Origin of the sequence: Tropicimonas omnivorans (genome assembly GCF_031846565.1) — a bacterium.
Classification (GTDB): Bacteria; Pseudomonadota; Alphaproteobacteria; order Rhodobacterales; family Rhodobacteraceae; genus Tropicimonas_B; species Tropicimonas_B omnivorans.
The window spans coordinates 902,480-926,500 of the sequence record NZ_JAVRHL010000002.1; the positions used below are offsets into that span (position 1 = coordinate 902,480).

Annotated in this window: 17 protein-coding genes; 6 read left to right on the forward strand and 11 right to left on the reverse strand. The window is 67.1% G+C overall.

Annotated elements, in window-relative coordinates; translation table 11 throughout:
• Nucleotides 1–3: 3 nt before the first annotated feature.
• The 5 genes from araD to chvE all read right to left on the reverse strand — a co-directional run bounded on the left by araD (nt 4) and on the right by chvE (nt 6,682).
• On the reverse strand, nt 4–1,746 hold the full coding sequence (gene araD / locus RM543_RS09630) for an L-arabinonate dehydratase (RefSeq protein ID WP_311690964.1): 1,743 nt from the start codon (nt 1,744–1,746) through the stop codon (nt 4–6).
• On the reverse strand, nt 1,746–2,738 hold the full coding sequence (gene araD1, locus RM543_RS09635; protein WP_311690966.1) for an AraD1 family protein: 993 nt from the start codon (nt 2,736–2,738) through the stop codon (nt 1,746–1,748). The genes araD and araD1 overlap by 1 nt, the downstream gene beginning before the upstream one ends.
• A 5-nt stretch (nt 2,739–2,743) precedes the next feature.
• Nucleotides 2,744–3,943, reverse strand: coding sequence for a multiple monosaccharide ABC transporter permease (mmsB, locus tag RM543_RS09640; protein ID WP_432280450.1), 1,200 nt, complete (start codon nt 3,941–3,943; stop codon nt 2,744–2,746).
• 5 nt (nt 3,944–3,948) lie between these two features.
• A complete protein-coding gene (mmsA, locus tag RM543_RS09645) occupies nt 3,949–5,484 on the reverse strand; it encodes a multiple monosaccharide ABC transporter ATP-binding protein (RefSeq protein ID WP_311690970.1) in 1,536 nt (511 codons plus the stop codon).
• A gap of 133 nt (nt 5,485–5,617) precedes the next feature.
• Nucleotides 5,618–6,682: a multiple monosaccharide ABC transporter substrate-binding protein gene (chvE, locus tag RM543_RS09650; protein ID WP_311690972.1), complete on the reverse strand. Its 1,065-nt coding sequence runs from the start codon at nt 6,680–6,682 to the stop codon at nt 5,618–5,620.
• Between the two features lie 138 nt (nt 6,683–6,820).
• On the opposite strand from chvE, the gene RM543_RS09655 reads away from it, so the two are divergent.
• Nucleotides 6,821–7,792, forward strand: coding sequence for a LysR family transcriptional regulator (locus RM543_RS09655; protein ID WP_311690974.1), 972 nt, complete (start codon nt 6,821–6,823; stop codon nt 7,790–7,792).
• A gap of 61 nt (nt 7,793–7,853) precedes the next feature.
• Here RM543_RS09655 and RM543_RS09660 read toward each other — a convergent pair whose 3' ends face one another.
• From RM543_RS09660 to RM543_RS09675, 4 genes are all read right to left on the reverse strand, one after another.
• Nucleotides 7,854–9,866 carry a CocE/NonD family hydrolase gene (locus tag RM543_RS09660; RefSeq protein ID WP_311690976.1) on the reverse strand — a complete coding sequence of 671 codons (2,013 nt, stop codon included), beginning with the start codon at nt 9,864–9,866 and terminating at the stop codon, nt 7,854–7,856.
• A gap of 98 nt (nt 9,867–9,964) precedes the next feature.
• On the reverse strand, nt 9,965–11,263 hold the full coding sequence (locus RM543_RS09665) for an ATP-grasp domain-containing protein (protein WP_311690978.1): 1,299 nt from the start codon (nt 11,261–11,263) through the stop codon (nt 9,965–9,967).
• A gap of 72 nt (nt 11,264–11,335) precedes the next feature.
• Nucleotides 11,336–13,984, reverse strand: coding sequence for a cyanophycin synthetase (gene cphA, locus RM543_RS09670; RefSeq protein WP_311690980.1), 2,649 nt, complete (start codon nt 13,982–13,984; stop codon nt 11,336–11,338).
• Nucleotides 13,971–14,831, reverse strand: a complete 861-nt coding sequence (locus RM543_RS09675) for a cyanophycinase (protein WP_311690982.1) — start codon at nt 14,829–14,831, stop codon at nt 13,971–13,973. Before RM543_RS09675 ends, cphA begins: the two co-directional genes overlap by 14 nt.
• A 182-nt stretch (nt 14,832–15,013) precedes the next feature.
• Here RM543_RS09675 and RM543_RS09680 point away from each other — a divergent pair, with 182 nt between their 5' ends.
• Nucleotides 15,014–15,943: an isoaspartyl peptidase/L-asparaginase family protein gene (locus tag RM543_RS09680; RefSeq protein WP_311690984.1), complete on the forward strand. Its 930-nt coding sequence runs from the start codon at nt 15,014–15,016 to the stop codon at nt 15,941–15,943.
• A gap of 3 nt (nt 15,944–15,946) precedes the next feature.
• Here the strand turns inward: RM543_RS09680 and RM543_RS09685 are convergent, their stop codons facing one another.
• Nucleotides 15,947–16,264, reverse strand: a complete 318-nt coding sequence (locus RM543_RS09685) for a DoxX family protein (RefSeq protein WP_311690986.1) — start codon at nt 16,262–16,264, stop codon at nt 15,947–15,949.
• Nucleotides 16,265–16,843: 579 nt separating this feature from the next.
• Between RM543_RS09685 and RM543_RS09690 the strand changes: the two genes are divergently transcribed.
• Entirely contained in the window at nt 16,844–18,487 is a 1,644-nt protein-coding gene (locus tag RM543_RS09690; protein WP_311690988.1) for a GMC family oxidoreductase, read from the forward strand.
• Here the strand turns inward: RM543_RS09690 and pdxR are convergent.
• Entirely contained in the window at nt 18,399–19,955 is a 1,557-nt protein-coding gene (gene pdxR / locus RM543_RS09695) for a MocR-like pyridoxine biosynthesis transcription factor PdxR (protein WP_311690990.1), read from the reverse strand. The genes RM543_RS09690 and pdxR overlap by 89 nt on opposite strands.
• Before the next feature lie 113 nt (nt 19,956–20,068).
• Between pdxR and RM543_RS09700 the strand changes: the two genes are divergently transcribed.
• Genes RM543_RS09700 through RM543_RS09710 form a run of 3 tightly spaced genes read left to right on the forward strand, consistent with a single transcriptional unit; the run spans nt 20,069 to nt 23,926 of the window.
• Nucleotides 20,069–21,178 (forward strand): mandelate racemase/muconate lactonizing enzyme family protein, encoded by a 1,110-nt coding sequence (locus tag RM543_RS09700; RefSeq protein ID WP_311690992.1) that lies wholly within the window; start codon nt 20,069–20,071, stop codon nt 21,176–21,178.
• Nucleotides 21,175–22,662, forward strand: coding sequence for an aldehyde dehydrogenase family protein (locus RM543_RS09705; protein WP_311690994.1), 1,488 nt, complete (start codon nt 21,175–21,177; stop codon nt 22,660–22,662). Before RM543_RS09700 ends, RM543_RS09705 begins: the two co-directional genes overlap by 4 nt.
• Nucleotides 22,663–22,666: 4 nt before the next feature.
• Nucleotides 22,667–23,926, forward strand: a complete 1,260-nt coding sequence (locus RM543_RS09710) for an NAD(P)/FAD-dependent oxidoreductase (protein WP_311690996.1) — start codon at nt 22,667–22,669, stop codon at nt 23,924–23,926.
• The last annotated feature ends 95 nt before the right edge of the window (nt 23,927–24,021 follow it).

The window sequence follows — 24,021 nt, forward strand, 5'->3', positions numbered from 1 at the left end:
TCTTCAGTGGCTGTCCTTCGGGACCTCGTTCCCGCGGCAGCCTTTGAGGAAGTCGAAATCGGCGCCGCTCTCGGCGCCCTCGACGTGATCGTGAAAGAGCCTGGCATAGCCGCTGGCGGGCGGCGGCTCGGACCGCGTCCAGGCCTTCAGCCGGTCCTGCAACTCGGTCTCCGTGATGTCGAGATGCAGGCGCCGCCCCGGCACGTCGAGCTCTATCATGTCGCCGCTGCGGACCACCGCGAGGGGGCCGCCCACCGCCGCCTCGGGCGCGGTGTGCAGAACGACGGTGCCGTAGGCGGTGCCCGACATGCGCGCGTCCGAGATCCGGACCATGTCCGTGATGCCGCGGCGCAGGACCTTGGGCGGCAGGCCCATGTTCCCCACCTCGGACATCCCCGGATAGCCTCTCGGTCCGCAATTCTTCAGCACCATCACGCAGGTCTCGTCGATGTCGAGATCCTCGTCGGCGATGCGCGCCTTGTAATCGTCGATATCCTCGAAGACGACGGCGCGCCCCCTGTGCCGCATCAGCTCCGGGCTTGCCGCCGAGGGCTTCAGGACCGCGCCACTCGGCGCCAGGTTTCCATGCAGGACCGCGATGCCGCCAGAGGCCGTGAGCGCCCGCTCGACCGGCAGGATCACATCGTCGTTCCAGTTCACCGCGTCCGAGACCTCGTCCCAGATCCGTCCGCCCGACACAGTCAGCGCGTCCTTGTGCAGCATGCCGGCCTCGCCGAGGCGCCTGAGGACAACCGGCAGGCCGCCGGCATAGAAGAACTCCTCCATGAGGTACTTGCCCGACGGCATGAGGTTCAGGATCGTCGGCACGTCGCGTCCGAGCCGGTCCCAGTCCGACAGCGACAGATCGACGCCGACGCGGCCCGCGAGCGCGAGGACATGCAGCACCGCGTTGGTCGAGCCGCCGATGGCGCCGTTGCAGCGGATCGCGTTCTCGAAGGCATCGCGGGTCAGGATGTCGGACGGCTTCAGGTCGTCCTTCACCATCTGCACGATCCGGCGGCCGGTCAGCTGCGCCATCACCCGGCGCCGCGCATCGACGCCGGGGATCGCCGCATTGCCGGAGAGGGCCATGCCGAGCGCCTCGGCCATCGAGGCCATGGTGGAGGCGGTGCCCATCGTGTTGCAGGTGCCCGAGGAGCGGGACATGGCCTGCTCCGCCTCGAGGAACTCGTCTTGGGTCATCTTCCCGGCCTTGATGTCCTCGGACATCTGCCAGAGCGCCGTGCCGGAGCCGACGCGCTCGCCCCGGAACCAGCCGTTCAGCATCGGCCCGCCGGTGACGACTATGGAGGGGATGTCGGTCGAGGCCGCGCCCATCATCAGCGACGGGGTCGTCTTGTCGCAGCCGACGAGGAGGACCGCGCCGTCGATCGGCTGTGCCCGCATCGTTTCCTCGACGGCCATCGCGGCGAGGTTGCGGTACATCATCGCCGTGGGGCGGAAGGTGTTCTCCGAGGCGGAGAAGACCGGCACCTCGACGGGGAAGCCGCCGGCCTCCCAGATCCCCGCCTTCACCTTCTCGGCGAGCTCGCGCAGATGGCCGTTGCAGGGGGTGAGCTCGGACCACGTGTTGAGGATGCCGATGACCGGGCGCCCGTCGAACAGGTCATGGGGGTAGCCCTGGTTCTTCAGCCAGCCGCGGTGATAGATGTTGTCGCGGCTGACGCCGCCGTACCACTCCTGACTTCTGAGCCGTCTGGGCCATTCGGCGGGTTCGAAGCTCATCACAGCACCCGGATATCTGTCAGGGGTTCGCGCGTTTCGGCCGGCGGACGGGCGAGGGGGTTGCGCAGCGGAAGCCCGAAGGGGCCGGCCTCGATCTCGAAGATGTCCCCGTCCTCGGCGCTGACGCCGTCCGCGAAGGACAGCGTCGCGGTGCCGAACATGTGGACATGCACGTCGCCGGGTTGGCGGAAGAGGTCGTACTTGAAGTGGTGGTGTTCGAGGTTGCGGATCGAGTGGGACATGTTCGCCTCGCCCGACAGGAAGGATTTCTCGAAGATGACGTTCTCGCCGCGACGGATCCGGCTCGTCCCCTCGACGCTGCCCGGAAGCTCGCCGACCAGCAGTTCCGGGCCGACGGCGCAGGGGCGCAGCTTGGAATGGGCGAGGTAGAGGTAGTTCTGCCGTTCGGTGACGTGGTCCGAGAACTCGTTGGCAAGCGCGAAGCCGACCCGCACGGGCATGCCGTCCCGGCCGATCACGTAGAGCCCGGCGATCTCCGGCTCCTCCCCGCCATCGAGCGCGAAGGCGGGGCTCTTCAGCGGCCCGCCGGGGGGAACGAGGGCGTGACCGGTGCCCTTGTAGAACCACTCGGGCTGCACGCCCGCCGCCCCGTTTCCGGGTTTGCCGCCCTCGACGCCCATGCGGAACATGCGCATCGAGTCCGTCTCGTCCTCGGGCTTCTTGGAATGCATCGAGGCGCGGGTTGAGGCGGAGCCGAGATGCGTGAGCCCGGTCCCCGTGAGGTGCAGGTGCGCGGGATCGGGATGGGTGAGCGGGGGCAGAAGGCGGCCCTGCGACTGGAGATCCTCGAGGTCCACCGCGCCGTTCAGGCCGAGGGCGAGGATATGGTCCCGGATCGAGGTGCCCGTCCCGGCGGCCTCCATCGCAAGCTCGTAGAGCGAGGCGTCCGACTTGACCTCGTAGGCCTCCGATCCCTCACGGGCGACGACCTGCGGGCGGCCCGCCTCGCCAATGTATTGAGAGAGCAGCATGGCTCCTATCCCTTTTTCTTGTTCATGACGTCGAAGATCACGGCGGCCAGGAGCACGAGGCCCTTGATCACCTGCTGGTAGTCGATCCCGATCCCGAGGATGGACATGCCGTTGTTCATCACGCCCATGATGAAAGCGCCGATGACGGCTCCGACCACGGTTCCGACACCGCCGGCCATTGAGGCGCCTCCGATGAAGACGGCCGCGATCACGTCGAGTTCGAAGGTCGCCCCGGCCTTCGGCGTCGCGGTGTTGAGGCGTGCGGCGAAGACGAGGCCCGCAAGCGCCGCCAGCATTCCCATGTTGGCGAAGGTCAGGAAGGTCAGGCGCTTGGCGTTGATGCCGGAGAGCATGGCCGCCTTCTCGTTGCCGCCGATGGCGTAGATGCGCCGGCCCGTCGTGGTGCGGCTCGTGACGAAGGAATAGATCGCGATCAGGAGCGCCATCACGATGAAGACGTTGGGCAGGCCCCTGAAATCGGCCATCAGCCAGCTCATCCAGGTGATCCCGATGAAGACGATGGCGGTCTTGCCGGCGAAGAAGGCGAAGGGCTCCTCCGGCGCGCCGGTCTTCGCCTGTGCCGCGCGATTCCTCAGCGCCAGGAGCGTCAGGCCGACCGCCACCGCGAGGCCGATGAGGAAGGACATCAGGTTGAACCCATCCATCGCGAAGAGGTCCGGCAGGAAGCCCGAGGAGATGAGCTGGAATTGCGGCGGGAAGGGGCCGACCGACTGGCCGGCGAGGAGCCACAGCGTCAGGCCCTTGAAGACCAGCATCCCCGCGAGCGTCACGATGAAGGAGGGGATGCGGAAATAGGCGATCCAGAACCCCTGCGCCATGCCGATCACCGCGCCCGCGGCGAGGCAGACGATGGCGGCGATGGGGTAGGGCACGTCCCAGTTCACGATCATCACCGCCGCGAGGGCGCCGATGAAGCCGAGGACGGAGCCGACGCTGAGGTCGATATGCCCGGCGACGATCACGAGGAGCATCCCCACCGCCATGATGACGATGTACGAGTTCTGCAGCACCAGGTTCGTCAGGTTCACCGGCTTGAGCAGGATGCCGCCCGTCGCGACCTGGAAGAAGGCCATGATGGCGATCAGCGCGAAGAGGATGCCGTATTCGCGCAGGTGTCCCTTCAGGAAGCGCCAGCTGGCACGCGCCTGTTCTCCGGCGGGCCGATCGGCCGTCTCGTCGACGATCTGGCTCATTTCACGCGGTCTCCCGATTTGATGATGCGGGCCATGATCTTCTCCTGGCTGGCTTCGGCCGTGGGCATCTCGCCCACGAAGCGGCCTTCGTTCATGACGTAGAGGCGGTCGGTGATTCCGAGGAGTTCCGGCATCTCCGACGAGATGACGATGATCGCCTTGCCGCTGGCGGCCAGGTCACGGATCACGGTGTAGATCTCGAATTTCGCGCCGACGTCGATGCCGCGCGTCGGCTCGTCGAGGATCAGCACGTCCGGATCGGCGAAGAGCCACTTGGACAGCACGACCTTCTGCTGGTTGCCGCCCGAAAGGTTCACCGTCTCCTGCTCGATGGAACTCGACTTGATGTTGAGCCGCCCGCGATAGCGCTCCGCCACCTCCGCCTCGCGCGCGCCGTTCACGACGACGCCGTCGGCGACCGCGTCCAGCTTCGCGAGCGGTACGTTCCGGCGGATGGTGTCGTCGAGGACGAGACCGTAGGTCTTGCGGTCCTCGGTGGCATAGGCCAGCCCGGCATTGATCGCCGAGCGCACGGTGGAGAGGTCCGCCACGTGGCCATTGATCTTCGCGGTGCCGGTGATGTCCCGACCCCAGGAGCGGCCGAAGAGGCTCATGGCAAGTTCGGTGCGGCCCGCGCCCATCAGCCCGGCGATGCCGACCACTTCGCCGTGGCGGACGTGGAACGAGACGTCCCTGACAACGACGCGGTCCGTCTGCACCGGATGGTGGACGGTCCAGCCCGAGACCTCCATCGCCACCTCCTCGCGGATCTGCGGGTCGCGTTCGGGGTAGCGGTCATTGAGCGACCGGCCGACCATGTCGCGGATGATGTCGTCCTCGCTGATGCCGCCTTCGCAGTCGAGGCGGGCCACGGCGCCACCGTCGCGCAGGACGGTGATCGTGTCCGCCACCTGCCGGATCTCGTTGAGCTTGTGGCTGATCAGGATCGAGGTGACGCCCTGCTTGCGCAACTCGGCGAGGAGGGCGAGGAGCTTGTCGCTGTCCTGCTCGTTGAGCGACGAGGTCGGCTCGTCGAGGATCAAGAGGCGCACGTCCTTGGACAGCGCCTTGGCGATCTCCACGAGCTGCTGCTTGCCGAGGCCGAGATCGGCGACCGTCGCCTTGGGGCTTTCCTTGAGGCCGACGCGGGCCAGGAGATCCGCCGCGCGCATCTCCGTCCGGCGCCAGTCGATGATGCCGCGCTTGGCGCGCTCGTTGCCCATGAAGATGTTCTCCGCCACGGACAGAAGCGGGATCAGGGCGAGTTCCTGGTGAATGATGATGATGCCGCGGCTCTCGCTGTCGCGGATGCCGCGGAACGACTGGACCTCGCCGTCGTAGAGGATGTCGCCGCTGTAGGAGCCGTGCGGATAGACGCCCGAGAGTACCTTCATCAGGGTCGACTTGCCGGCGCCGTTCTCGCCCACGAGGGCGTGGATCTCACCTTCTTCCACCTTCAGATTCACCCGATCGAGCGCCTTCACACCGGGAAATTCCTTGGTGATGTCGCGCATCTCGAGCAGCGTCGCCATGGCGGAATCCTTGAAGAAAAGACACGGGGTCCCGCGGGAGAGCGCCTCCCGGGCCGGGGATCAGTGTGGGGAGCCGAAGTGCGGGCCGGGATGATCGGGGCCGGGCGGCATCTGGGGCCGCCCGGCGAGACCGTCACTCGATCTGGTCTTCGGTGTAGTAGCCGCCGCCCACGAGGACGTCCTGCCAGTTGCTTTCCGTCACCGGCACCGGCTCCAGGAGGTAGGACGGCACGACCCTGACGCCGTTGTCGTAGGTCTCGGTGTCGTTGATCTCGGGCTCGCCGCCCTGCAGGAGCGCATCGACCATGCTCACGGCCACGCCGGCGAGTTCCCGGGTGTCCTTGAAGATGGTGGAGTACTGCTCGCCGCGCACGATCGCCTTGATCGAGGGGATCTCCGCGTCCTGACCGGTGACGATGGGCATCTCCATGTCGCCCGAGCCGTAGCCCACGCCCCTCAGCGAGGAGATGATGCCGATGGAAAGCCCGTCATAGGGGGACAGGACGCCGTGCACCGTCTCGTCGGTGTAATTGGCGGACAGAAGGTTATCCATCCGCGCCTGCGCGACCGAGCCGTCCCAGCGCAGCGTGCCGACGGTATCCATCCCGGTCTGACCGGACACGATGTTGACGCTCCCGTCGTCGATCAGCGGCTGCAGGACGGACATCGCGCCATCGTAGAAGAAGTACGCGTTGTTGTCGTCGGGGCTGCCGCCGAAGAGCTCGACGTTCCAGGGCTCGGCGTCCGGGAAGCGCTCCTCGAGACCCTCGACGAGCGTGTTGGCCTGCTGCACGCCGACCTGGAAGTTGTCGAAGGTCGCGTAGTAGCTGACATCGCCCGAGTCGCGGATCAGCCGGTCATAGGCAACGACCGGGATATCCATCGCGGCGGCGTTGGCGAGCGCGTTCGTCAGCGTGGTGCCGTCGATCGCGGCGATCACGAGGGCATCGACGCCCTTGGTGATCATGTTCTCGATCTGGGCGAGCTGGTTGGGAATATCGTCTTCGGCATATTGCAGGTCGGTCGCGTAGCCGGCCTCCTCGAACTGCCGGACCATGTTCTCGCCGTCGGCGATCCAGCGGGCCGAGGACTTGGTCGGCATGGCGATGCCGACGGTGCCCTGATCCTGTGCGTAAGCGGGCAGCGCCAGAAGCGCAGCCATCGCGGTGGCGCCAAGGGCGCGTCGCGTGAGTTTCATGTTGTCCTCCCTTCGCCGGAGCGGATCGTGCGCCGGCTTCTCCCGGGCACGCGACGTTGCGCGGCCCGATACAACCCTTGCCCTTTACGGAGATACATAACAAATTCCGATTGTGCGCTTTGATATACCGAAAATGATATGAGCAACCCGGATCGCCCCAGATCGTCTGCCACCGGGGACCTCGTCCGCGGAGGGCTCAAGTTCTCCCAACTCCGGCTGATGTCAGCGCTCCGTGAGCATGGCCGGATCGGAGCGGCGGCGAGCCATGTGGGCATGACTCAGCCAGCTGCTTCCCGGCTCCTGGCGCAGCTGGAGCCCCTTGTCGGAACGCCCCTCTACATACGGCACCCGAGGGGGATCGAACTGACCGAAGCGGGACGCATCCTCGCCGACCAGGCGACGGAGACGCTGAAGGGGCTCGACCGCGCTCATCAGAAGATGGAGGGGCTGAAAGGCGGCATGCGTGGCCATGTGCGGGTCGGCTCGGTGACGGGGCCGTCGCTCGAGCAGCTGCTGCCGGTGCAGCGCGAGGTGCGGCTGGCCTACCCCGAGATCGAGGTGACGGTGCAGGTGGACACCTCGGACCGTCTCGCCGAGGCGCTCCTTGCCGACAATCTCGATTTCTACATTGGACGGGTTCCGGATGCCGCCGATGCCCGCCCCTTCGCCATCGACATGATCGGACCGGAGCCGATCAGCCTTCTGGTGCGCCTCGCCCATCCCCTGACGCGCAAGTCGGATGCGACGCTGAGGGACTGCCTCGACTACGACTGGGTGATGCAGCCGCCCGGCGGCCTGCTGCGCCGGACGGCGGAGAACTATCTTCTGTCGAAGGGACTTAGCGTGCCGTCACGCGTTGTGAGCACGACCTCGATCCTGTTCACGCTCGCCCTCGTCAACGAGACGAACGCCATCGCGCCGATCGCGAGCGCCGTCTGCCGCTTCTTCATCGAACGGGCGGCGCTTGGCAGCCGGCTCGCGATTCTGCCCGTCGCGGAGGACATCGCGGTCGAGGATTTCGGCATCGTCTCCCGGGCCGGGGCAGCACTGACCCCCGCGGCCGACCGCTTCATGACGCTCCTGCGCGCCCGCTCGAGACCTCAGGACTAGCCGGCAATCCGCAGGTCAGAAGCAGGGGCAGGGCGGACAGGCGCCGCCCGGCCGCCGGTCTTCAGCTCATCACGCGGGGCACCCGGACGTCCCAATCGAGATCGCGCACCAGCTCCCCACCGCTCCACGCGCGCAGCCGCGCCTCGATCCGGAAATGCGTCGCGTCGCCGGTCAGGCGCGTATCCGTCTCCGTTCGCACCTTCCAGTCCTCGCGGCTCATCTCGTGGATCCACGTCACCTCTCCCTCGGCGGAGAGGGGATCGCCGGGCAGGATCGTGTAGATCTCGCGCCCCTCGGCGGAGTGGCGGAACTCCTGTGCCGAGATCACCGCGTCCCCCTCGTGGTCCCGCACCTCGATTGTCAGGCGGCCGGTATCGCGGTCCTCCGTGACGGTCCATTCGGCCTTCGGGGCCGCCTCGAACGACATGTCGAGCGGCGCGCCCGCGCGGGGCGGGTCAAAATCGGGCGCCGTGTCCACATTCGCCTCCCGCAGGGGGAGGGTGAGGGACGATTCCGCCGGCAGGACCGTGAGACGGACCGCCTCGGGGACGGGCCAGGCGATCGGGAAGTAGCTCGTCGAAAGGCCGAGGCGGATGCGATGCCCGGCTCGGAATATCTGGGCGACATGCTTGAATGGAACCGAGACCTTGTAGTCCTTGCCCGGCTCCAGCGTCTCCGGCGCCTCATGGCTGTCGCGGTGATTGAGGTTCAGAAGACCGTAGCTCACCCGCGTCGCCGCGCCGTCCGGGGCCACGTCCATCAGTCGCACGGCGACCTGGGCCACCGGACGATCCACCCGGAAGGTGAGGGTCAGGGCGGCGGCGCCGGCGATGGCGAGATCGGCCTCGAGCGGGGCCGTCTCGAAGGTCAGGCTCCCGGCGTCGTCGCGGCGCTGGTCTCCGGGCTGGTCTCCGGGATGGGCGTAGGAACACCACTTTCCCGCCTGCATCCCGGTCCAGAGCGGAGACGTGATCGTCAGCGGCGCATCCGGCGCGCCCTCCGTTCCGAGCGATCCGTCAGAGCCGAGGGGATAGGGGACTGGCGTCACATTGGGGGAGGGCCAGGCGGGCTCGGTGATCCAGTGACCCTCGCGCACGTCGTAATGGGAGCGCGGCTCCGCGTGGTCCTGCAGGAACAGGCGCAGCGGCGGCTCGTCCATGATGCCGGTGTCCTCGCCCTTCAGCCACTGGTCCCACCAGCGCGTCTCCTCGGTCAGCCAGTCGATGGCGGGGCCAGGGGCGCCGAGATAGGGATACTTGTGGGACCACGGGCCGACGATGCCCTTGGCGGGAGAGCGCAGGTTCTGGACGAGGCGGAAGACCGAGTTGCAGTAGCCGTCCGCCCAGCCGCTGACCGCGTAGACCGGCACCTCGACATCGTCCCAGTTCTCGCAGATGGACCCGTGCTTCCAGAAGGCGTCCCGCGTGGGGTGGCGCATCCATTCCTCGAGCCAGAGGCCGGAGTGATCGAGCCGGGCCTCCCACATCTCTCGCCATCGCGCGCCGACATGGGCGGGATCGGGCGGAAGCGTATTGATGCCGAACATGACCGACGCCCAGGAGAGCTGGTCGCCGAGAAGCGCACCGCCCATGTAGTGGATGTCGTCGGCGTAGCGGTCGTCGGTGGAGCAGATCGTCACGACGGCCTTCAGCGCGGGGGGGCGCAGAGCCGCGATCTGCAGGCCGTTGAAGCCGCCCCAGGATATCCCGACGATGCCGACGCCGCCGTCGCACCATTCCTGCGCCGCGATCCAGTCGATGGCGTCGCAGCCGTCCTGCAGCTCGATGTCGGTGTACTCGTCGGTCATCACGCCGTCCGACTCGCCGGTTCCGCGGATGTCGAGTCGGACATAGGCGTAGCCATGCCCCGCGAGCCAAGGCGCGCGGGCGGCGTCCCGCTCCAGCGTCTTGTCGTTCTTGCGATAGGGAATGTACTCGAGGATCGCGGGGACCGGCCGGGCGGCGGCGTCCTGCGGCATCCAGATCCGCGCGGCGAGGCGGGTGCCGTCCGGCATCGGGATCTCGACGTGCTCGAGTTCGCGCACGTCGCGCGGCATGTCCGTGTCGATCTTCATGGGGCAGCGATCCGGTAAAAGAGGGGCGGGGGCATGGGTCTTATCCGCGCCCCCGGCTCCGAAGTCCATCCACCGCGCTGCCCCCGCGGATCGTGCGTCTACTCGACGATGTCGGCGAACTCGTAGTTGAGCTTCTTCATCACCTGCTCGTAGTTCCACAGCAGCTTGGACTGCTTTCCGGCCCCCATCCAGACGGAGGCGACGGCGTAGCTGTAGGCATCCTGTTCGGGCAGTTCCGAAAGCATCATGTTCTTCGACACGTAGGACACGATGCGAGCGCCCTCAACGGTCTCGGCCGCGACCTGGACCTCTGCCGCCGAGGGGATGCGTGCGACGCGGGCATCGCGGAAGAAGACCCTGTAGAAGAACTCCGCCGCGACGCTCTCGGGGCCTTCGCCCCTCGGCATGTCCGGCGCCCGGCCGAGGCCGAGATCGATGGTCACCTGCTGGTGCGACACGCCATCGACCATTTCGAAAAGGTCGCAGTGCGATTGCGCGATGCGGGTGTTGATCTCCAGGAGCCAGATCCGATCCTGAACCTCGTCCCAGTAATACTCGATGTTGAAGCCCGCATTGTCGTAGCCGATATGGCCCATGATCGTGCGGGTGATCTCCCACATCTTCTGCTGGACACGGGCGGGCAGGGTCGAGGGATAGAGGTAGTAGAAGAAGCTGAGCACCTGCGGGTAGCGGATCGAATCCACCGTCCCGTAGGGCACCACGTTGCCGTCATGCACATAGCCCTCGACGGTACATTGACGTCCGCCGATGACCTGCTCGGCCATGCAGTAATGGCCCTCGACGGCACGGATGTCCTCCGGCAGGTCGGCTTGCGCGAGGACGTGGTCGAAGGGCTCGCCGATGGTGCGGATCTCGGCTCGGAGCTTCTCGATCGCGAAGTCGAAATCTTCGGGGCTGTCGATCCGAAAGCCGAGGCGCGAGCCGGAGGACTTGATCGGCTTCACGAAGAACGGGAAGCGCAGGTCCGCTTCGCCGATCTTGGACAGCGCATCGTCGTCGAACGGATCGAACGCGGTGAACTTCGGGATGTGGTCCGGGATCGCCTCGCGCATCACGCTTCTGGACCAGAACTTGTGCTCGCATTTAAGCAGCGCCTCGAGCGAGGTCTGCTTCGTGCCGTATTCCCGGCAAAGGATCGGCAGCATGGTCGAGACGGGAAAGTCGATATAGCCGACGATGGCGTCTATCGATCCACCGAAGGCGTCGAGCGTCCCGCGCGCCTCGTCGAGCATCGCGGGGATATCGAAGTCCTGCGTGTCGGAGACCTGCGCCGGTGTCAGCAGCTGGTGGAATTCGACGTCCTCCACGCCGCGCAGGCGCTTCAGTCGCTCGGCGTTGTGATCGTTCAAGCCGATGACGAACACGTTTTTCGTCATGTTACCCCCTCTGGTACGGGTCCCGCGAGATGCGGGCCCGTTTCTTGTGTCTTGATGGTGCCGCGTCGCCGCTCAGGTTCGCGCCAGATCGGCCTGTTCGCCGTAACTGCGCCCCTTGAGCCGCGCGGTGGTCCCTTCGATGTCATCGACGAGCAGAAGGAGGAAGTCGCCCTCTTCGGCGAGCTCGATGGCCCGCTCGACGGCGTCAGCCTCGCTCATGATAACCTCGACGCGACCGGCCGATCCCGCCTCGCGCGCCCCGTCCGAGATCAGCGCGGCGACCTCGCCCTCGGCCCGCCCCCGCGAATCGCTTTCGTAGACGAAGACCACGTCGCACATGGCGGCAAGCTGCGCGCCGAGGCCCTTGAGGTCCTCGTCCCTGCGGTTGCCGGGCGCGGTGGAGACGGCAATCTTCCGCTGCGTTCCGAGACCGTTGACCAGCGGCTCCAGCGCCTGGAGCGCGGGAACGTTGTGGCCGTAGTCGATCAGGCACTTCACCCCGTCCGCCTCGAAGTAGTTCGTGCGGCCCGGCATCTGCGCAGGGGTGGGGTGGAACGTCATGAGGCCGGCGCGGATATCGTCGATCTCGAGGCCATGGGCGAGGGCGACGGCCGACGCCGCCATCGCGTTCTGGATGTTGAAGGGCGCATGCCCCTCGAAGGTGATCGGCACGTCGTTGATCTCGGCGATCTCCACGGTGACCTTGCCGCGCAGCAGGACGATCCAGCCGTTGCGCACGGTGAGCACCATGCCAAGCTCGCTCAGGTGCTGGCTGAGGTCCGGATTGTCGGGGTCCATCGTGAAGTAGATGATCTCCCCGCGGGACCAGTAGGTGCCATGCTCCATGACGAGCGGGTCGTCCGCGTTGAGGACGCAGAAGCCGCCCTCCGACTTGCGCTTGACCGCATCGACCACGACCGTCTTGCAGCGTGCGAGTTCCTCCAAAGTGTGGATGTCCCGCTCGCCGAGATGGTCCGACGCGATGTTCAGAAGGACGCCGACATTCGCCTCGTCGAAGCCGAGGCCCCGGCGCATGATGCCGCCACGGGCGACCTCGAGGACCGCGTGCTCGACGGTCGGCTCGCGCAGGACGGCCTGCGCCGCCGCGGGGCCGGAATAATCACCGCGGAGGATGACATGGTTGTCGATCTCCACCGTGCCCGTGCACCCCATGCCGACGGACTTGCCGGCCTGACGCAGAAGGTGAGTGGTCAGGCGCGTCGTCGTGGTCTTGCCGTTCGTGCCCGTGATCGCGGTGATCGGAATGCGGCCGTCATCCGTCGGGTCGGGGAAGAGCATCTGCACGACCGCCTCGCCCACCTCGCGCGGTTTGCCATGGGTGGGGGACATGTGCATCCGGAACCCCGGGCCGGCATTGACCTCGACGATCCCGGCGGACTGCTCCTCGAGCGGACGGGACACGGTCTCGCACAGAAGATCGATGCCGATCACGTCGAGCCCGATCATCCGGGCAATCCTCTCCATGGTGAAGCGCACCTCGGGGTGGACCTCGTCGGTGAGATCGGCCGCGGTGCCGCCGGTGGAGATGTTCGCGGTGGATTTCAGGAACGCCACCTCGGTCTCGGGAAGCACCGTGTCGAGCGCGTAGCCTGCCTGCTCCAGCATCCGTTCGGTCTGCTCGTCCACGACGATCTGCGTCAGGAGGTTCTCGTGCCCCACGCCCCGGCGGGGATCGGTGTTCTCCGCGTCGATCAGCTCCCGGATCGTGCGGCTGCCGTCGCCCGTGACATGGGCGGGGCGGCGACGGGCGGCGGCGACGAGCTTGCCGCCGATCACCAGCATCCGATGATCCTCACCCTTGATGTAACTCTCGACGATGACGCCGGCATAGTCATCCCGAGCGCGGGCGACGGCGGCCTCGTAACCGGACTTCAGATCCTCCGTCGACGCGATGTCCGTGGTGACGCCGCGGCCGTGATTGCCCGACAGCGGCTTTGTGACGACCGGCCAGCCGATCCACTCCGCCGCCGTCTGCGCCTCTTCCCAGGAATAACACGTCTCCCCGCGGGGCACCGGGATGCCGGCATCGCCGAGGATCTGCTTGGTCCATTCCTTGTCGTCGGCGATGGAGTGGCCGATGATCCCGGACGCATCCGTGACCGTCGCCTGAAAGCGCCGCTGCCGTATGCCGTATCCCAGCTGCGTGTAGCTCGTGCCTTCGGTGAGATTGTAGGCGGGGATGTTCCGCGCCTTGGCGGCCGCGACGATGGAGCCGGTGGACGGGCCGAGCGCGTGGGCGTCCCGCACCTCCTTCAGCTTGTCGATATGCGGCTGAAGGTCGACTTCCTCGCCGTCGTAGAGCTTGCGGACGATCTCCACCGCCGCCTCGCCGGCGGCAAGGCCGGTGGCCTCGTCCCGGTAGCGATAGATGACGTGGTAGATGCCCTTGTCGTAGCTGTCGACGGACTTGCCGTAGCCCACCGAGAAACCGACGAGGTTCTGCAGTTCGATCGCGACATGTTCGACCATGTGGCCGGCCCAGGTGCCGTTCCGGACCCGCTGCAGGAAACCGCCCGGCTCGCCGATCGAGCAGCGATGATCGTAGATGCTGGGGATGAGGGCCTCGAGCCGGTCCGCTATCCCTTCGACCTTGTCGCTCGGGCGCTCCTCGAGATCTTGAATGTCGAGCCGCAGGTAGATCGCTTGGTAGCGGCTGTAGTAGTTCGGCCCGCGGAGTGCGCGGTGCTCAAGAATATGCAATACTGTGCTCCAGGGCCAATGCCTCTAGCTCGTCCGGTCCGAGAACCCGTCTGGTCCCCATGTCAAATCCGTAGCCGTTCACGAGCGCGTGCATCTTAACGTTGGAGACCGCCACCGGTTCCCCGTCGTGAAGCTCGAACACGTTGGAGCCGCCGATGTCGGAGCTGTCCACGAGGATGACATGACCGGGCCCGAGCGCCCGCATGATGTTCCCGTCGAAATGCACACCGGCATTCTCGCCGAGGCCGACACCCAGGTATTCGGGGTTCGTCGTTCCGACCTCCATCAGCCGGGAGAACCGGCCGCGTTCCAGGAAGTGCGTGTCGATGATGACGTCTTCGACGAACCCGAAGCCTGCGGTCATCTTCACCGCGCCCTTGCGGAGCGAATCGTCCGGCGAGCCGCCGTAGACCATCGTGCGGGACTGGCAGGCCGCACCAGCGCTCGTCCCGGCAATGACGGCGCCGCTCGCCCGGCGCTCGCGGATCGCGTCCAGCGCGGCGGAGGCACCGAGAACGTTCGTCAGCCGCATCTGGTCGCCGCCAGAGAGGAAGACGATATCGGACCGCCGGATCATCGCGACGAATTCATCCGCCTCGGCATCCTTGCGGTCCCGTATGCGCACGTCGAGAACCTCGTCCGCGCCGAATAGCCTGAACGCGTCCTCGTAGGCGGCGTAGACGTCTTCCGGAATGCTGCTGGCGGTGGTGATGACCCCGACGATGGGCGCCTCCTTGCCGGAGAGGGACACGACGTGGCGCAGGATCTGGGCTTCGGACGCCTTGTCCTCGGCGCCCCCGATGGCCACGAGAGGCCCCTGCATCTTCACCTTGGCATTCATGTTCATCACCCGGGGCCCCCGTGACGCGCGTCTTGCGACGTTCAACTCTCTGGAACGTCTATCAGTATGGGATTAAACAAAGGCTGAAAACTGCAACATCCCGGCAGCGCGATGCGCGGATGTCACATCTCGGTGCGGCATCGGCAGTCATCTCGCCTTTTTTCCGGGCGGTGGAAGGACATGAGACGATGGCGGGCGACACTGAATACACCCTGGTCATTCATGGCGGTGCCGGCGTTCTTCCGCGCGAGCGGATGACGCCGGAGCGCGAGGCCGAGACCGGCGCGGCGCTCGACCGTGTCCTCGCCGCGGGCGAGGAGGTCCTGAAAGACGGCGGCTCCGCGCTCGACGGCGTGACGGCGGCAGTGACCGCGCTGGAGGACGAACCGCTCTTCAACGCCGGGCGGGGGGCGGTCTTCACCAGCGGCGGCAAGCACGAGATGGACGCCGCGATGATGGATGGCACGGACCGGTCCGCCGGCGCCGTCGCCGGGATCTGCGGGCCGCGAAACCCCATCGCTCTGGCCCGGCTGATCAAGGACCGCACGCCGCATGTCCTGATGATCGGCGAGGGGGCACTCGCGATCGCCCGCGATGCCGGCCTCCCCTTCGAGGGGGACGCCTACTTCTTCACCGAGGAGCGCTGGGACAGCCTGCAGGAGACGCTGCGGATGGAGGCCGAGGGCACGCTCGACGACGATCCCGCCCGGCGCCACGGCACCGTGGGCGCCGTCGCGCGAGACAGCTTCGGCAATCTCGCCGCGGCGACCTCCACCGGCGGAATGACGGCCAAGCGGCCCGGCCGCGTCGGTGACACTCCGATCGTCGGGGCGGGAACCTTCGCCTGCAACCGCACGTGTGCGATTTCCGCCACCGGGGACGGCGAGGCCTTCCTGCGCCTTTCGGTCGCCCATGAGATCGACGCGCGGATGCGGCTGACGGGGGAGTCTCTGGAGGCCGCCGCCGGCGCCGTCATCGGCACGGACCTGACGGCAATCGGCGGAAGCGGCGGGCTCATCGCCGTGGGCCGGGACGGGGAGATCGCAGTGCCGTTCAACTGCGAGGGCATGTATCGCGGCTGGAGCCGTTCCGGCACGAGAGAGACCGCGATCTACTGAGGCTCACCTCGTGAAGGCGATTATCGCGAGCGCCATGCTGATGAATGCAGGGAAAGCGGCGTTCAGCGGCATGCGGTGCTGGATCAATGTGAACGTCGCGGACAACATCACGCCGAAACCGAGCGCCGCACCGGCAAATCGGGTCGGCGGAAAGATGAGCAGCGCCGCGGTCACGAGTTCCAGCGCGCCGGTGACCCAGTGCATCCAGATGGGCAGCCCCACCAGCGCGTACCGTCCGCGAAAGGATGCGGACGATGCGAGGTTCATGACCGCGATGACCACGAAGAACGCGGCAAGCGTGTAGATCAACAGCGATAGCATGCGGCTAAGTACTCACGTCCTTTTCTGTACGCGGGGGCGTGCAGACAGGATCTCAAGGATGGGCTCGTTTCGGAACCTATTTCTTCATAATGTTCAAGTCACAATCGGGTGTTGAACGCTGCGGTAAATCGCTCAACTTCCGGGATTTGGTCCGGATGAAGGCGGGGCTCGAGAGAGCGAGTCATTCAACGTGGCCTCGTTGCGGACAGCGCGGACGCGCGGAGGGAGCCTCAGCCGGACGGTGCGGCGTGTCCGATGCTCCGCGGAGACTGCGCTTTCCGCAACGGTGAGAGCGCGGGTTGCAGATGGCAAAAGCGGGGAGCCGCGGTAAGTCGCCGGGCCGGCGGGATCGGCCTTGATTCACCGATCAGTTCTTTCCGAATGCTCGAGTGGCAGAATTTTCATTATCAATTTCGAAATGCGAACCACCCACGAGCTTCGCAATTTGACGGGAATTTTTCTCGCTACACTCGCCCATGAATTGCGAGGACGTGTCCGCGAATGGTCCTTTCAAAGATACGCAATGGCTCGGGCTTACGTTAAGGAAAATTACCGGTATAGGCTTTCGCAGGAATACGAATGGCGGAGAGTTTCATGACCGGGCCGGAGCACGAGGAAACGGATATCGTCATTGTCGGGGCCGGGTCGGCGGGATGCGTCCTCGCCTCGCGGCTTTCGGTTCGGCGGGATCTGAATGTCACGGTGCTCGAAGCAGGCGGGTCGGACCGGAGCCTCTGGGTGCGCATGCCGATCGGGTACGGCGGCGCGTTTCACCATCCAAGGCTCAACTGGCGCTACATGACGGAGCCGGATCCGGGCCTTGGCGGGCGGGCGGCCTACTGGCCGCGGGGCAAGGTCATCGGCGGGTCCTCATCGATCAACGCGATGGTCTTCATCCGGGGGCAGGCGCGGGATTACGACGCCTGGGCCGAGGCCGGCAACACCGGCTGGAGCTATCAAGACCTGCTCCCCGCCTTTCGTCGGCTGGAGGACAATCTTGCCGGCTCCGACACGTATCGCGCGGCGGGCGGTCCGATTACGATCACCGATATCGCGGCACATGCCCATTCTCTCGGTCACGCGTTTCTCGATGCCGCGAGGCGGGCCGGGTTCAGGGACAATGCCGATTTCAACGGGGCCGATCAGGAAGGCGTCGGCTTTTACCAGATCACCACCCGCCGGGGACTGCGCTGCTCGGCGGCGACGGGGTATCTGAGGCCCGCCCTGAAACGCTCAAACCTGCGTCTCGAAACCGAAGCTCACGTCACCCGCATTCTTTTCAAGGGACACCGCGCGGTCGGCGTGGAGTATCGCAAGGGGGACCGCCTCGTGAGCTTGCGCGCGCGCCGGGAAGTCATCCTGAGCGCCGGCGCGATCGGCTCACCGCAGATCCTCCAGCTGTCCGGCATCGGCGATCCGGAGCGACTGTCCGCCCTCGGGATCGAGACGGTGCTGGCGCGGCCGCAGGTCGGCCGGAACCTGCAGGATCATGTCGGATTCGACTTCGTCTACGAGGCGACCGTTCCGACGCTCAATTCCGTGCTCGGGCCACTCATGGCCCGGGGCATGGCGGGGCTGCGCTACGTCGCGACGCGGGGCGGTCCGCTCAGCCTGAGTGTCAATCAGGCCGGCGGCTTCGTCAGGAGCGGACCGGGACGGGACCGGCCGAACCTGCAACTCTACTTCTCGCCCCTGTCCTACACCCGCGCGGTTCCCGGGAAGCGGCGGCTGACGAAGCCCGACAGCTTCCCCGGCTTCATGATGGGTCTGTCCAACTGCCACCCCAGGAGCCGCGGCTGGCTGCATGTCCGCTCCGCCGATCCGGCCGAGCCGCCGGAGATCCATCCGCGCTACTATGCCGAGCCGGAGGACATGGAGGAGATGCTGGAGGGAACCGAAATCCTGCGCCGCATCGCCGCCGAAGCTCCCGTGGCGGGAGTGGTCCGCGAGGAGAAGCTGCCGGGCGCGGGCGTGACCGGGCGGGAGGACATGGCCGACTACATCCGTGCCAGATCCGGCTCCGTCTTCCATCCCTGCGGCACCTGCGCCATGGGGCCCGATCCGGCCACATCGGTCGTCGACCCCGAGCTCAGGGTCCACGGGATCGCGGGCCTGCGGGTTGCCGATGCCTCCATCATGCCGACGATCCCGGCGGGCAATCTGGGTGCGCCCTGCCTGATGATCGGCGAGCGGGCGGCGGAGTTGATCCGGGCGGTGAACTGACCGAACCTAGGAGCGCCGCGAGACGTTCGACGCCGCGGGCGAGCTCCGCCGGCGGCACCGCGCTGAAGCCCAGCGTCACCCCTTTGCGCGTCAGGGGAGCGAGGGCGAAGCGCCCGAGAGATGCCGTCGCCAGGCCGGCCCCCTCCGCCCTCCGCTCCAGCTCCGCCTCGCCCAGCCCTCCCTCGGGCAGGAAACCGACGGTGTGAAACCCTGTCTCCGTCGGGCGCACGTCGATCCGGCCGGACAGGTGCCGTGCGCTTGCCTCGATCAGGGTGTCCCGCCGCTCGGCATACGTTTCGCGCATCCGCCGGATATGGGCGCTGAAATGCCCCTCCTCGATGAATCGCGTCACGATGGACTGCATCGCGCTGCTCACGCCGTGGGCCGTGGCGCCGAGCGCGCGCTCGAAGATATCGACGAGCGAAGGCGGCATCACCGCGTAGCCCAGTCGCACGGCCGGGAAGAGGGCTTTCGAGAAGGTGCCGACATAGATCACGCGCCCGCCGCCATCGAGCGCCTTGAGGGGCGGCAGCGGGGACTTGGCGTAGTTGAATTCTCCGACGTAATCGTCCTCGACGATCCATGCTCCAGCCGCGCCTGCCGCCGCCAGAAGCTCGAAGCGCCTGTCGCGGGACATGGTGACGCCGAGCGGATGCTGGTGCGCCGGGGTGACGAAGATGGCGCGGGGCGCGGGCTCCAGTGCAAGGCCCTGCGACACGTCGATCCCGTCTTCGTCCACGGGCACCGGCACGAGGCGCGCGCCGCGGGAGTAGAATGCGTTCCGCGCACCGATGGCGCCGGGGTTCTCCATCCAGACAGGCTCGCCCGGATCGAGGATCATCTCCGCGATCTGCGAGAACGCATCCTGCGCGCCGGCGAAGACGAAGACCTCTTCGGTCTCGCAGACGAGCCCGCGATTGGCGCGCAGGTGCTGGCAGATCGCGCGCCGAAGCTCGGGCAGTCCCGCCGGGTCCGGGTAGGACATGATCGCCGCACGGGCGCTGCGCCAGTACTGCGAGGAGATCCGCGCCCAGGTGGACATCGGGAAGGCATCGAACGCGGGCATGCCGGTGACGAAGGCGCGGGGAGATCCGGGGTGCGACAGGCGCGGGAAATACTGCTCGGAGGCGCCGCGGCTGAGGCTGGCGAGGCGGGGCAGCGGATCGTTTCCCGTCAGGGGAGGCGGGGCAGGTGCGAGGGAGACCTCCTCGCTGACGAACGTCCCGGCGCCGACGCGGCTGACGATCAGACCCTCGGCGAGAAGCTGGTCGTAGACCGTGACGATGGTGGTGCGGGAGACGCCCTGATCGCGCGCGAGGATGCGCGTCGCGGGAAGCCGCGTCCCGACGGCGAGGTCGCCTGTGAGGATCATCCGGCGCAGCCCCGTCACGAGCTGCGTCGACAGCGTCGCCTTGTCCGACCGGTCGATCGTGAGGCTGGGGATCAGCGCACCGCCTGCGTGTTTCATGTCGGTCTCCTTGGCCTATTGGTCTCATGGCCTCCGCGAAGTGGACCTTATCGCCAGTCCGTTATGCAAGTACCAAGTACGCATGGGCCATCGGGCGTGAAGGGCGAAACCTCATGCATCTCACACGGATCGAAACCTTCGCGTCGCCCTTCGTCGGCTTCGTCCGGGTCACGGACGAGACCGGGGCGACCGGCTGGGGCCAGGTCTCGACCTATCACTCCGACATCACGGTCCAGGTGCTGCACAGGCAGGTCGCGCCCTGGGTGCTGGGCATCGAGATCGAGGATCAGGACGACCTCTTCCAGACGGTGCTGGAGCGGGAGCACAAGTTCCCCGGGTCCTATATCTGCCGCGCGATCGCGGGTGTCGAGACCGCGCTCTGGGATCTGCGGGGCAAGGCTCTCGGCAAGCCGGTCGCGGAGCTGCTTGGCGGCAGCGCCGGGGTCCTGCGGACCTACGCCTCCTCCATGAAGCGGGACATCACGCCCGAAGCGGAGGCCGAACGCTTCCGGCGCCTGCGCGGGGAGTTCGGGTTCGACGCCTTCAAGTTCCGCATCGGTGCCGAATGCGGGCGGGGGCAGGACGAGTGGGAGGGCCGGACCGAAGAGATCATCCCGGCCATCGGCCGTGCATTCGCAGACGACGGCGTGGCGCTCCTTGCAGATGCGAATTCCTGCTACGGCCCCGAGGCGGCGATCCACTATGGCCGGATGCTGGAGGACCACGGCATCACCCATTTCGAGGAGCCGTGTCCCTACTGGGAACTGGAGCAGACCGCCGAGGTCTCCGCCGCGCTCGACATCGACGTGACGGGCGGCGAGCAGGATTGCTGGATCCCGACATGGAAGCGGATGTTCGAGCTTCGGTCGGTCGACATCGCGCAGCCGGACATTCTCTATCTCGGCGGGATCGGCCGCACGATGCAGGTGGCGCGGATGGCGGAGGCGGCCGGTTTGCCGGTGACCCCCCATTGCGCGAACCTCTCGATGGTCACCCTCTTTACCATGCATCTGCTGAGGGCGCTTCCCAATGCGGGGAAGTACCTCGAATTCTCCATCGAAGGCGCGGATTACTATCCGTGGCAGGACGGCCTCTTCGTCCGGAGCCCGTTCGGAATCGAGAACGGCGAGGCGCGGGTCACGGAGGCGCCCGGATGGGGCGTCGAGATCGCGCCGGACTGGCTGGACAAGGCGACATACCAGATGAGCGAGGCTGCGGCATGAGCATCGAAGAGATGGTGGAGAGCTACCTCGGGGACGGCACGCTGCCCGATCTGCCGGACAGGCACTTCATCGCGGGCGACTGGGCCGCGCCGGTGAATGGCGGCCGGATGGAGACGTTCGATGCCGGGGCCGCGCGTCCCTTCCACGTCGTCGCGGCCGGCGACGCGGCAGATGTGGACCGGGCGGTGGCGGCGGCCGAGCGGGTTCAGCGCGCATGGGGGCGGACGAAACCCTCCGAGCGGGGCGCCATCCTGATGCGCGCGGCGGCGCTTCTGCGGCAGGAGGCGGCGCGTTTCGCGTTTGCCGAGAGCCTCGACAGCGGCAAGCCGTTGCAGGAGGCCGAAGGCGACGTCGCCGGGGCCGCGCGGGCCTTCGAGTATTATTCAGGCGCGGCGGACAAGATCGAGGGCGGGACGTTCCCGGTCGGAAGCGACCATATTGCCTACTCGCTTCCCGAGCCCATGGGCGTGACCGCACATATCATCCCCTGGAACTTCCCGATCTCGACCGCCGCGCGCGGCATCGCACCGGCCCTGGCGGCGGGGTGCACGGTGGTCGCGAAGCCCGCCGACACGACGCCCCTGACCATGCTGATGCTGGCGGAGCTCCTGGTGCGCGCCGGACTTCCGACGGGCGTATGCAACGTGGTGACGGGTACGGGCCCGGACGCAGGAGCCCCCCTCGTTGCACACCCTGGTGTGCGTCACGTGACCTTCACCGGCTCCGTGCCCACGGGGATCGGTGTCATGCAGGCGGCTGCGAGAAATGTCGCGAGCGTGGTCCTGGAGCTTGGCGGAAAATCCCCGGTGATCGTCTTCGAGGATGCGGATCTGGACGCGGCGGCAGACGGTGTGATCGGCGCGATCTTCGAGAATGCCGGGCAGATCTGCTCGGCCGGCTCGCGCCTGATCGTCTCCCGCGCTGTTCATGGCGAGATGGTCGCGCGGGTCGTCCAGAAGGCTCAGGCCATCGAGATGGGGCACGGGCTGAGGCGTCCGGCGCTTGGCCCGCTGAATTCGGACGCGCATCTGGGCCGGGTGCGCTCCGCGGTGGAGTCGGCGCTGTCGCGGGGACGTCGCGCCACCATCGGCGGCACGGTGGCCACCGATCCCGTGACGAACGCCGGCTGGTTCTTCGCCCCGACGATCTTCGACGATGTCCCGGCGGACGATGCGCTGGTGCAGGACGAGATCTTCGGCCCCGTCCTCTCCGTGCAAGTGGCGGAGGATGAGGCGCACGCGCTCCAGCTTGCGAACTGTACGGATTATGGTTTGGTTGCGGGGATTTACACGGCGGACTTCGGGCGGGCGCACAGGCTGGCGCGAGACGTGGATGCCGGGCAGGTCTACCTCAATGAGTATTTCGCCGGCGGGATCGAAGTGCCGTTCGGTGGCAACCGCCGATCGGGGTTCGGCCGTGAGAAGGGCTTCGCTGCGGTCCGCAACTACCTGCGTATCAAGGGCGTCGCCGGACGGATCGGGTAGCACGATGGCCCCCGCAACGCACCCCTACTGGTGGGACACATCGCCCCTTGCGACGATCGCGCGGCCCGATCTGCCCGCCCGCGCCGATGCCGTCGTCGTGGGGTCCGGCTATACCGGGCTTCATGCCGCGCTCAGGATCGCGCGGGGCGGGCGCAGCGTGGTCGTGCTGGAGGCGGGGCGGATCGGGCATGGGTGCTCGACGCGCAACGGTGGGCAGGTCAGCACCTCCATCAAGCCGGACCTGTCCATCCTCAGGAAGCGGCACGGCGATGAGACGGCCCGCGCCATCCTCGCCGAGGGCGTCGCCTCCCGCGACTATGTCGAGGATTTCGTGCGGGAGGAGAGGATCGACTGCGACTTCCGCAGTTGCGGCCGCTTTCACGCCGCCGCCCATCCGCGCGCCTACGCCGCGCTGGAAAAAGTTGCGGACGGCGAGACGATCACCCTCGTTCCCCGCGACCGGCAGCGCGAAGAGCTGGGGACGGACCGCTATCATGGCGGCGCCGTCTTCCACCACCATGCCGCCCTCGATCCCGGCCGCTACCACGCGGGCCTCGTCGCACGCGCAAGACAGGCGGGCGTCACGCTCGCTCCGCAAACGCCGGCATCCGCGCTCGACGAGACCGCCCTCGGCGTCACCGTCCGGACCCCCCGCGGGACCATCGAAACCCGCGACGTCGTGCTGGCGACGAACGGCTATTCGGGCCCGCTCTCCCCCTGGCACCGCCGCCGCATCGTGCCCATCGGCAGCTACATCGTCGCGACCGAGGAGCTGGATCCTGCTCTCGTGGCGCGCCTCTTTCCGACGAACCGCATCGCCTCCGACAGCCGCCGTGTGGTCTACTACTTCCGGACGTCGCCGGACGGGCGGCGCATCCTCTTCGGCGGGCGGACGAGCGCGGGGGAGCTCGGCGCCGGCATTGCCGGAGAGAGATTGCGGCAGGAGATGGTCGCGCTCTTTCCCGAACTTGCCGAGACCGCGATCACGCACAGCTGGATGGGCTTCGTCGGCTTCACGTTCGATACGCTGCCCCATACCGGCAGCCAGGGACGCATCCATCACGCGATGGGCTATTGTGGCTCGGGGGTCGGGATGGCGTCCTACCTCGGGATGAAGGCCGGCCTCAGGGTTCTGGGCGATGCGCGGGGCGAGACCGCGCTGATGCGGCCCGCCTTCCCGGCGCGCCCGTTCTACACCGGCGATCCCTGGTTCCTGCCAGCGTCGGTCACGACATTCCGTCTCCTCGATCGGGCCGGATTATAAACTGGAATAGGTGTGCTGAAAGCGGCTTAATGGACCTTGGTGCGAGGTCCGGCAGGTCCTCAACTATCCATCAGGGCCGCGGAAGACGGCTCGCG

What these genes read in the sequence shown, in the direction of transcription:
- RM543_RS09660 (WP_311690976.1), bottom strand. Translation starts at nt 9,866, where the DNA reads ATGAAGATCGACACGGACATGCCGCGCGACGTGCGCGAACTCGAGCAC.
- RM543_RS09705 (WP_311690994.1), top strand. Translation starts at nt 21,175, where the DNA reads ATGAGCATCGAAGAGATGGTGGAGAGCTACCTCGGGGACGGCACGCTG.
- chvE (WP_311690972.1), bottom strand. Translation starts at nt 6,682, where the DNA reads ATGAAACTCACGCGACGCGCCCTTGGCGCCACCGCGATGGCTGCGCTT.
- pdxR (WP_311690990.1), bottom strand. Translation starts at nt 19,955, where the DNA reads ATGAAACACGCAGGCGGTGCGCTGATCCCCAGCCTCACGATCGACCGG.
- RM543_RS09655 (WP_311690974.1), top strand. Translation starts at nt 6,821, where the DNA reads ATGAGCAACCCGGATCGCCCCAGATCGTCTGCCACCGGGGACCTCGTC.
- RM543_RS09700 (WP_311690992.1), top strand. Translation starts at nt 20,069, where the DNA reads ATGCATCTCACACGGATCGAAACCTTCGCGTCGCCCTTCGTCGGCTTC.
- RM543_RS09680 (WP_311690984.1), top strand. Translation starts at nt 15,014, where the DNA reads ATGGCGGGCGACACTGAATACACCCTGGTCATTCATGGCGGTGCCGGC.
- araD1 (WP_311690966.1), bottom strand. Translation starts at nt 2,738, where the DNA reads ATGCTGCTCTCTCAATACATTGGCGAGGCGGGCCGCCCGCAGGTCGTC.
- araD (WP_311690964.1), bottom strand. Translation starts at nt 1,746, where the DNA reads ATGAGCTTCGAACCCGCCGAATGGCCCAGACGGCTCAGAAGTCAGGAG.
- RM543_RS09675 (WP_311690982.1), bottom strand. Translation starts at nt 14,831, where the DNA reads ATGAACATGAATGCCAAGGTGAAGATGCAGGGGCCTCTCGTGGCCATC.
- RM543_RS09665 (WP_311690978.1), bottom strand. Translation starts at nt 11,263, where the DNA reads ATGACGAAAAACGTGTTCGTCATCGGCTTGAACGATCACAACGCCGAG.
- RM543_RS09685 (WP_311690986.1), bottom strand. Translation starts at nt 16,264, where the DNA reads ATGCTATCGCTGTTGATCTACACGCTTGCCGCGTTCTTCGTGGTCATC.
- mmsA (WP_311690970.1), bottom strand. Translation starts at nt 5,484, where the DNA reads ATGGCGACGCTGCTCGAGATGCGCGACATCACCAAGGAATTTCCCGGT.
- RM543_RS09710 (WP_311690996.1), top strand. Translation starts at nt 22,667, where the DNA reads ATGGCCCCCGCAACGCACCCCTACTGGTGGGACACATCGCCCCTTGCG.
- RM543_RS09690 (WP_311690988.1), top strand. Translation starts at nt 16,844, where the DNA reads ATGGCGGAGAGTTTCATGACCGGGCCGGAGCACGAGGAAACGGATATC.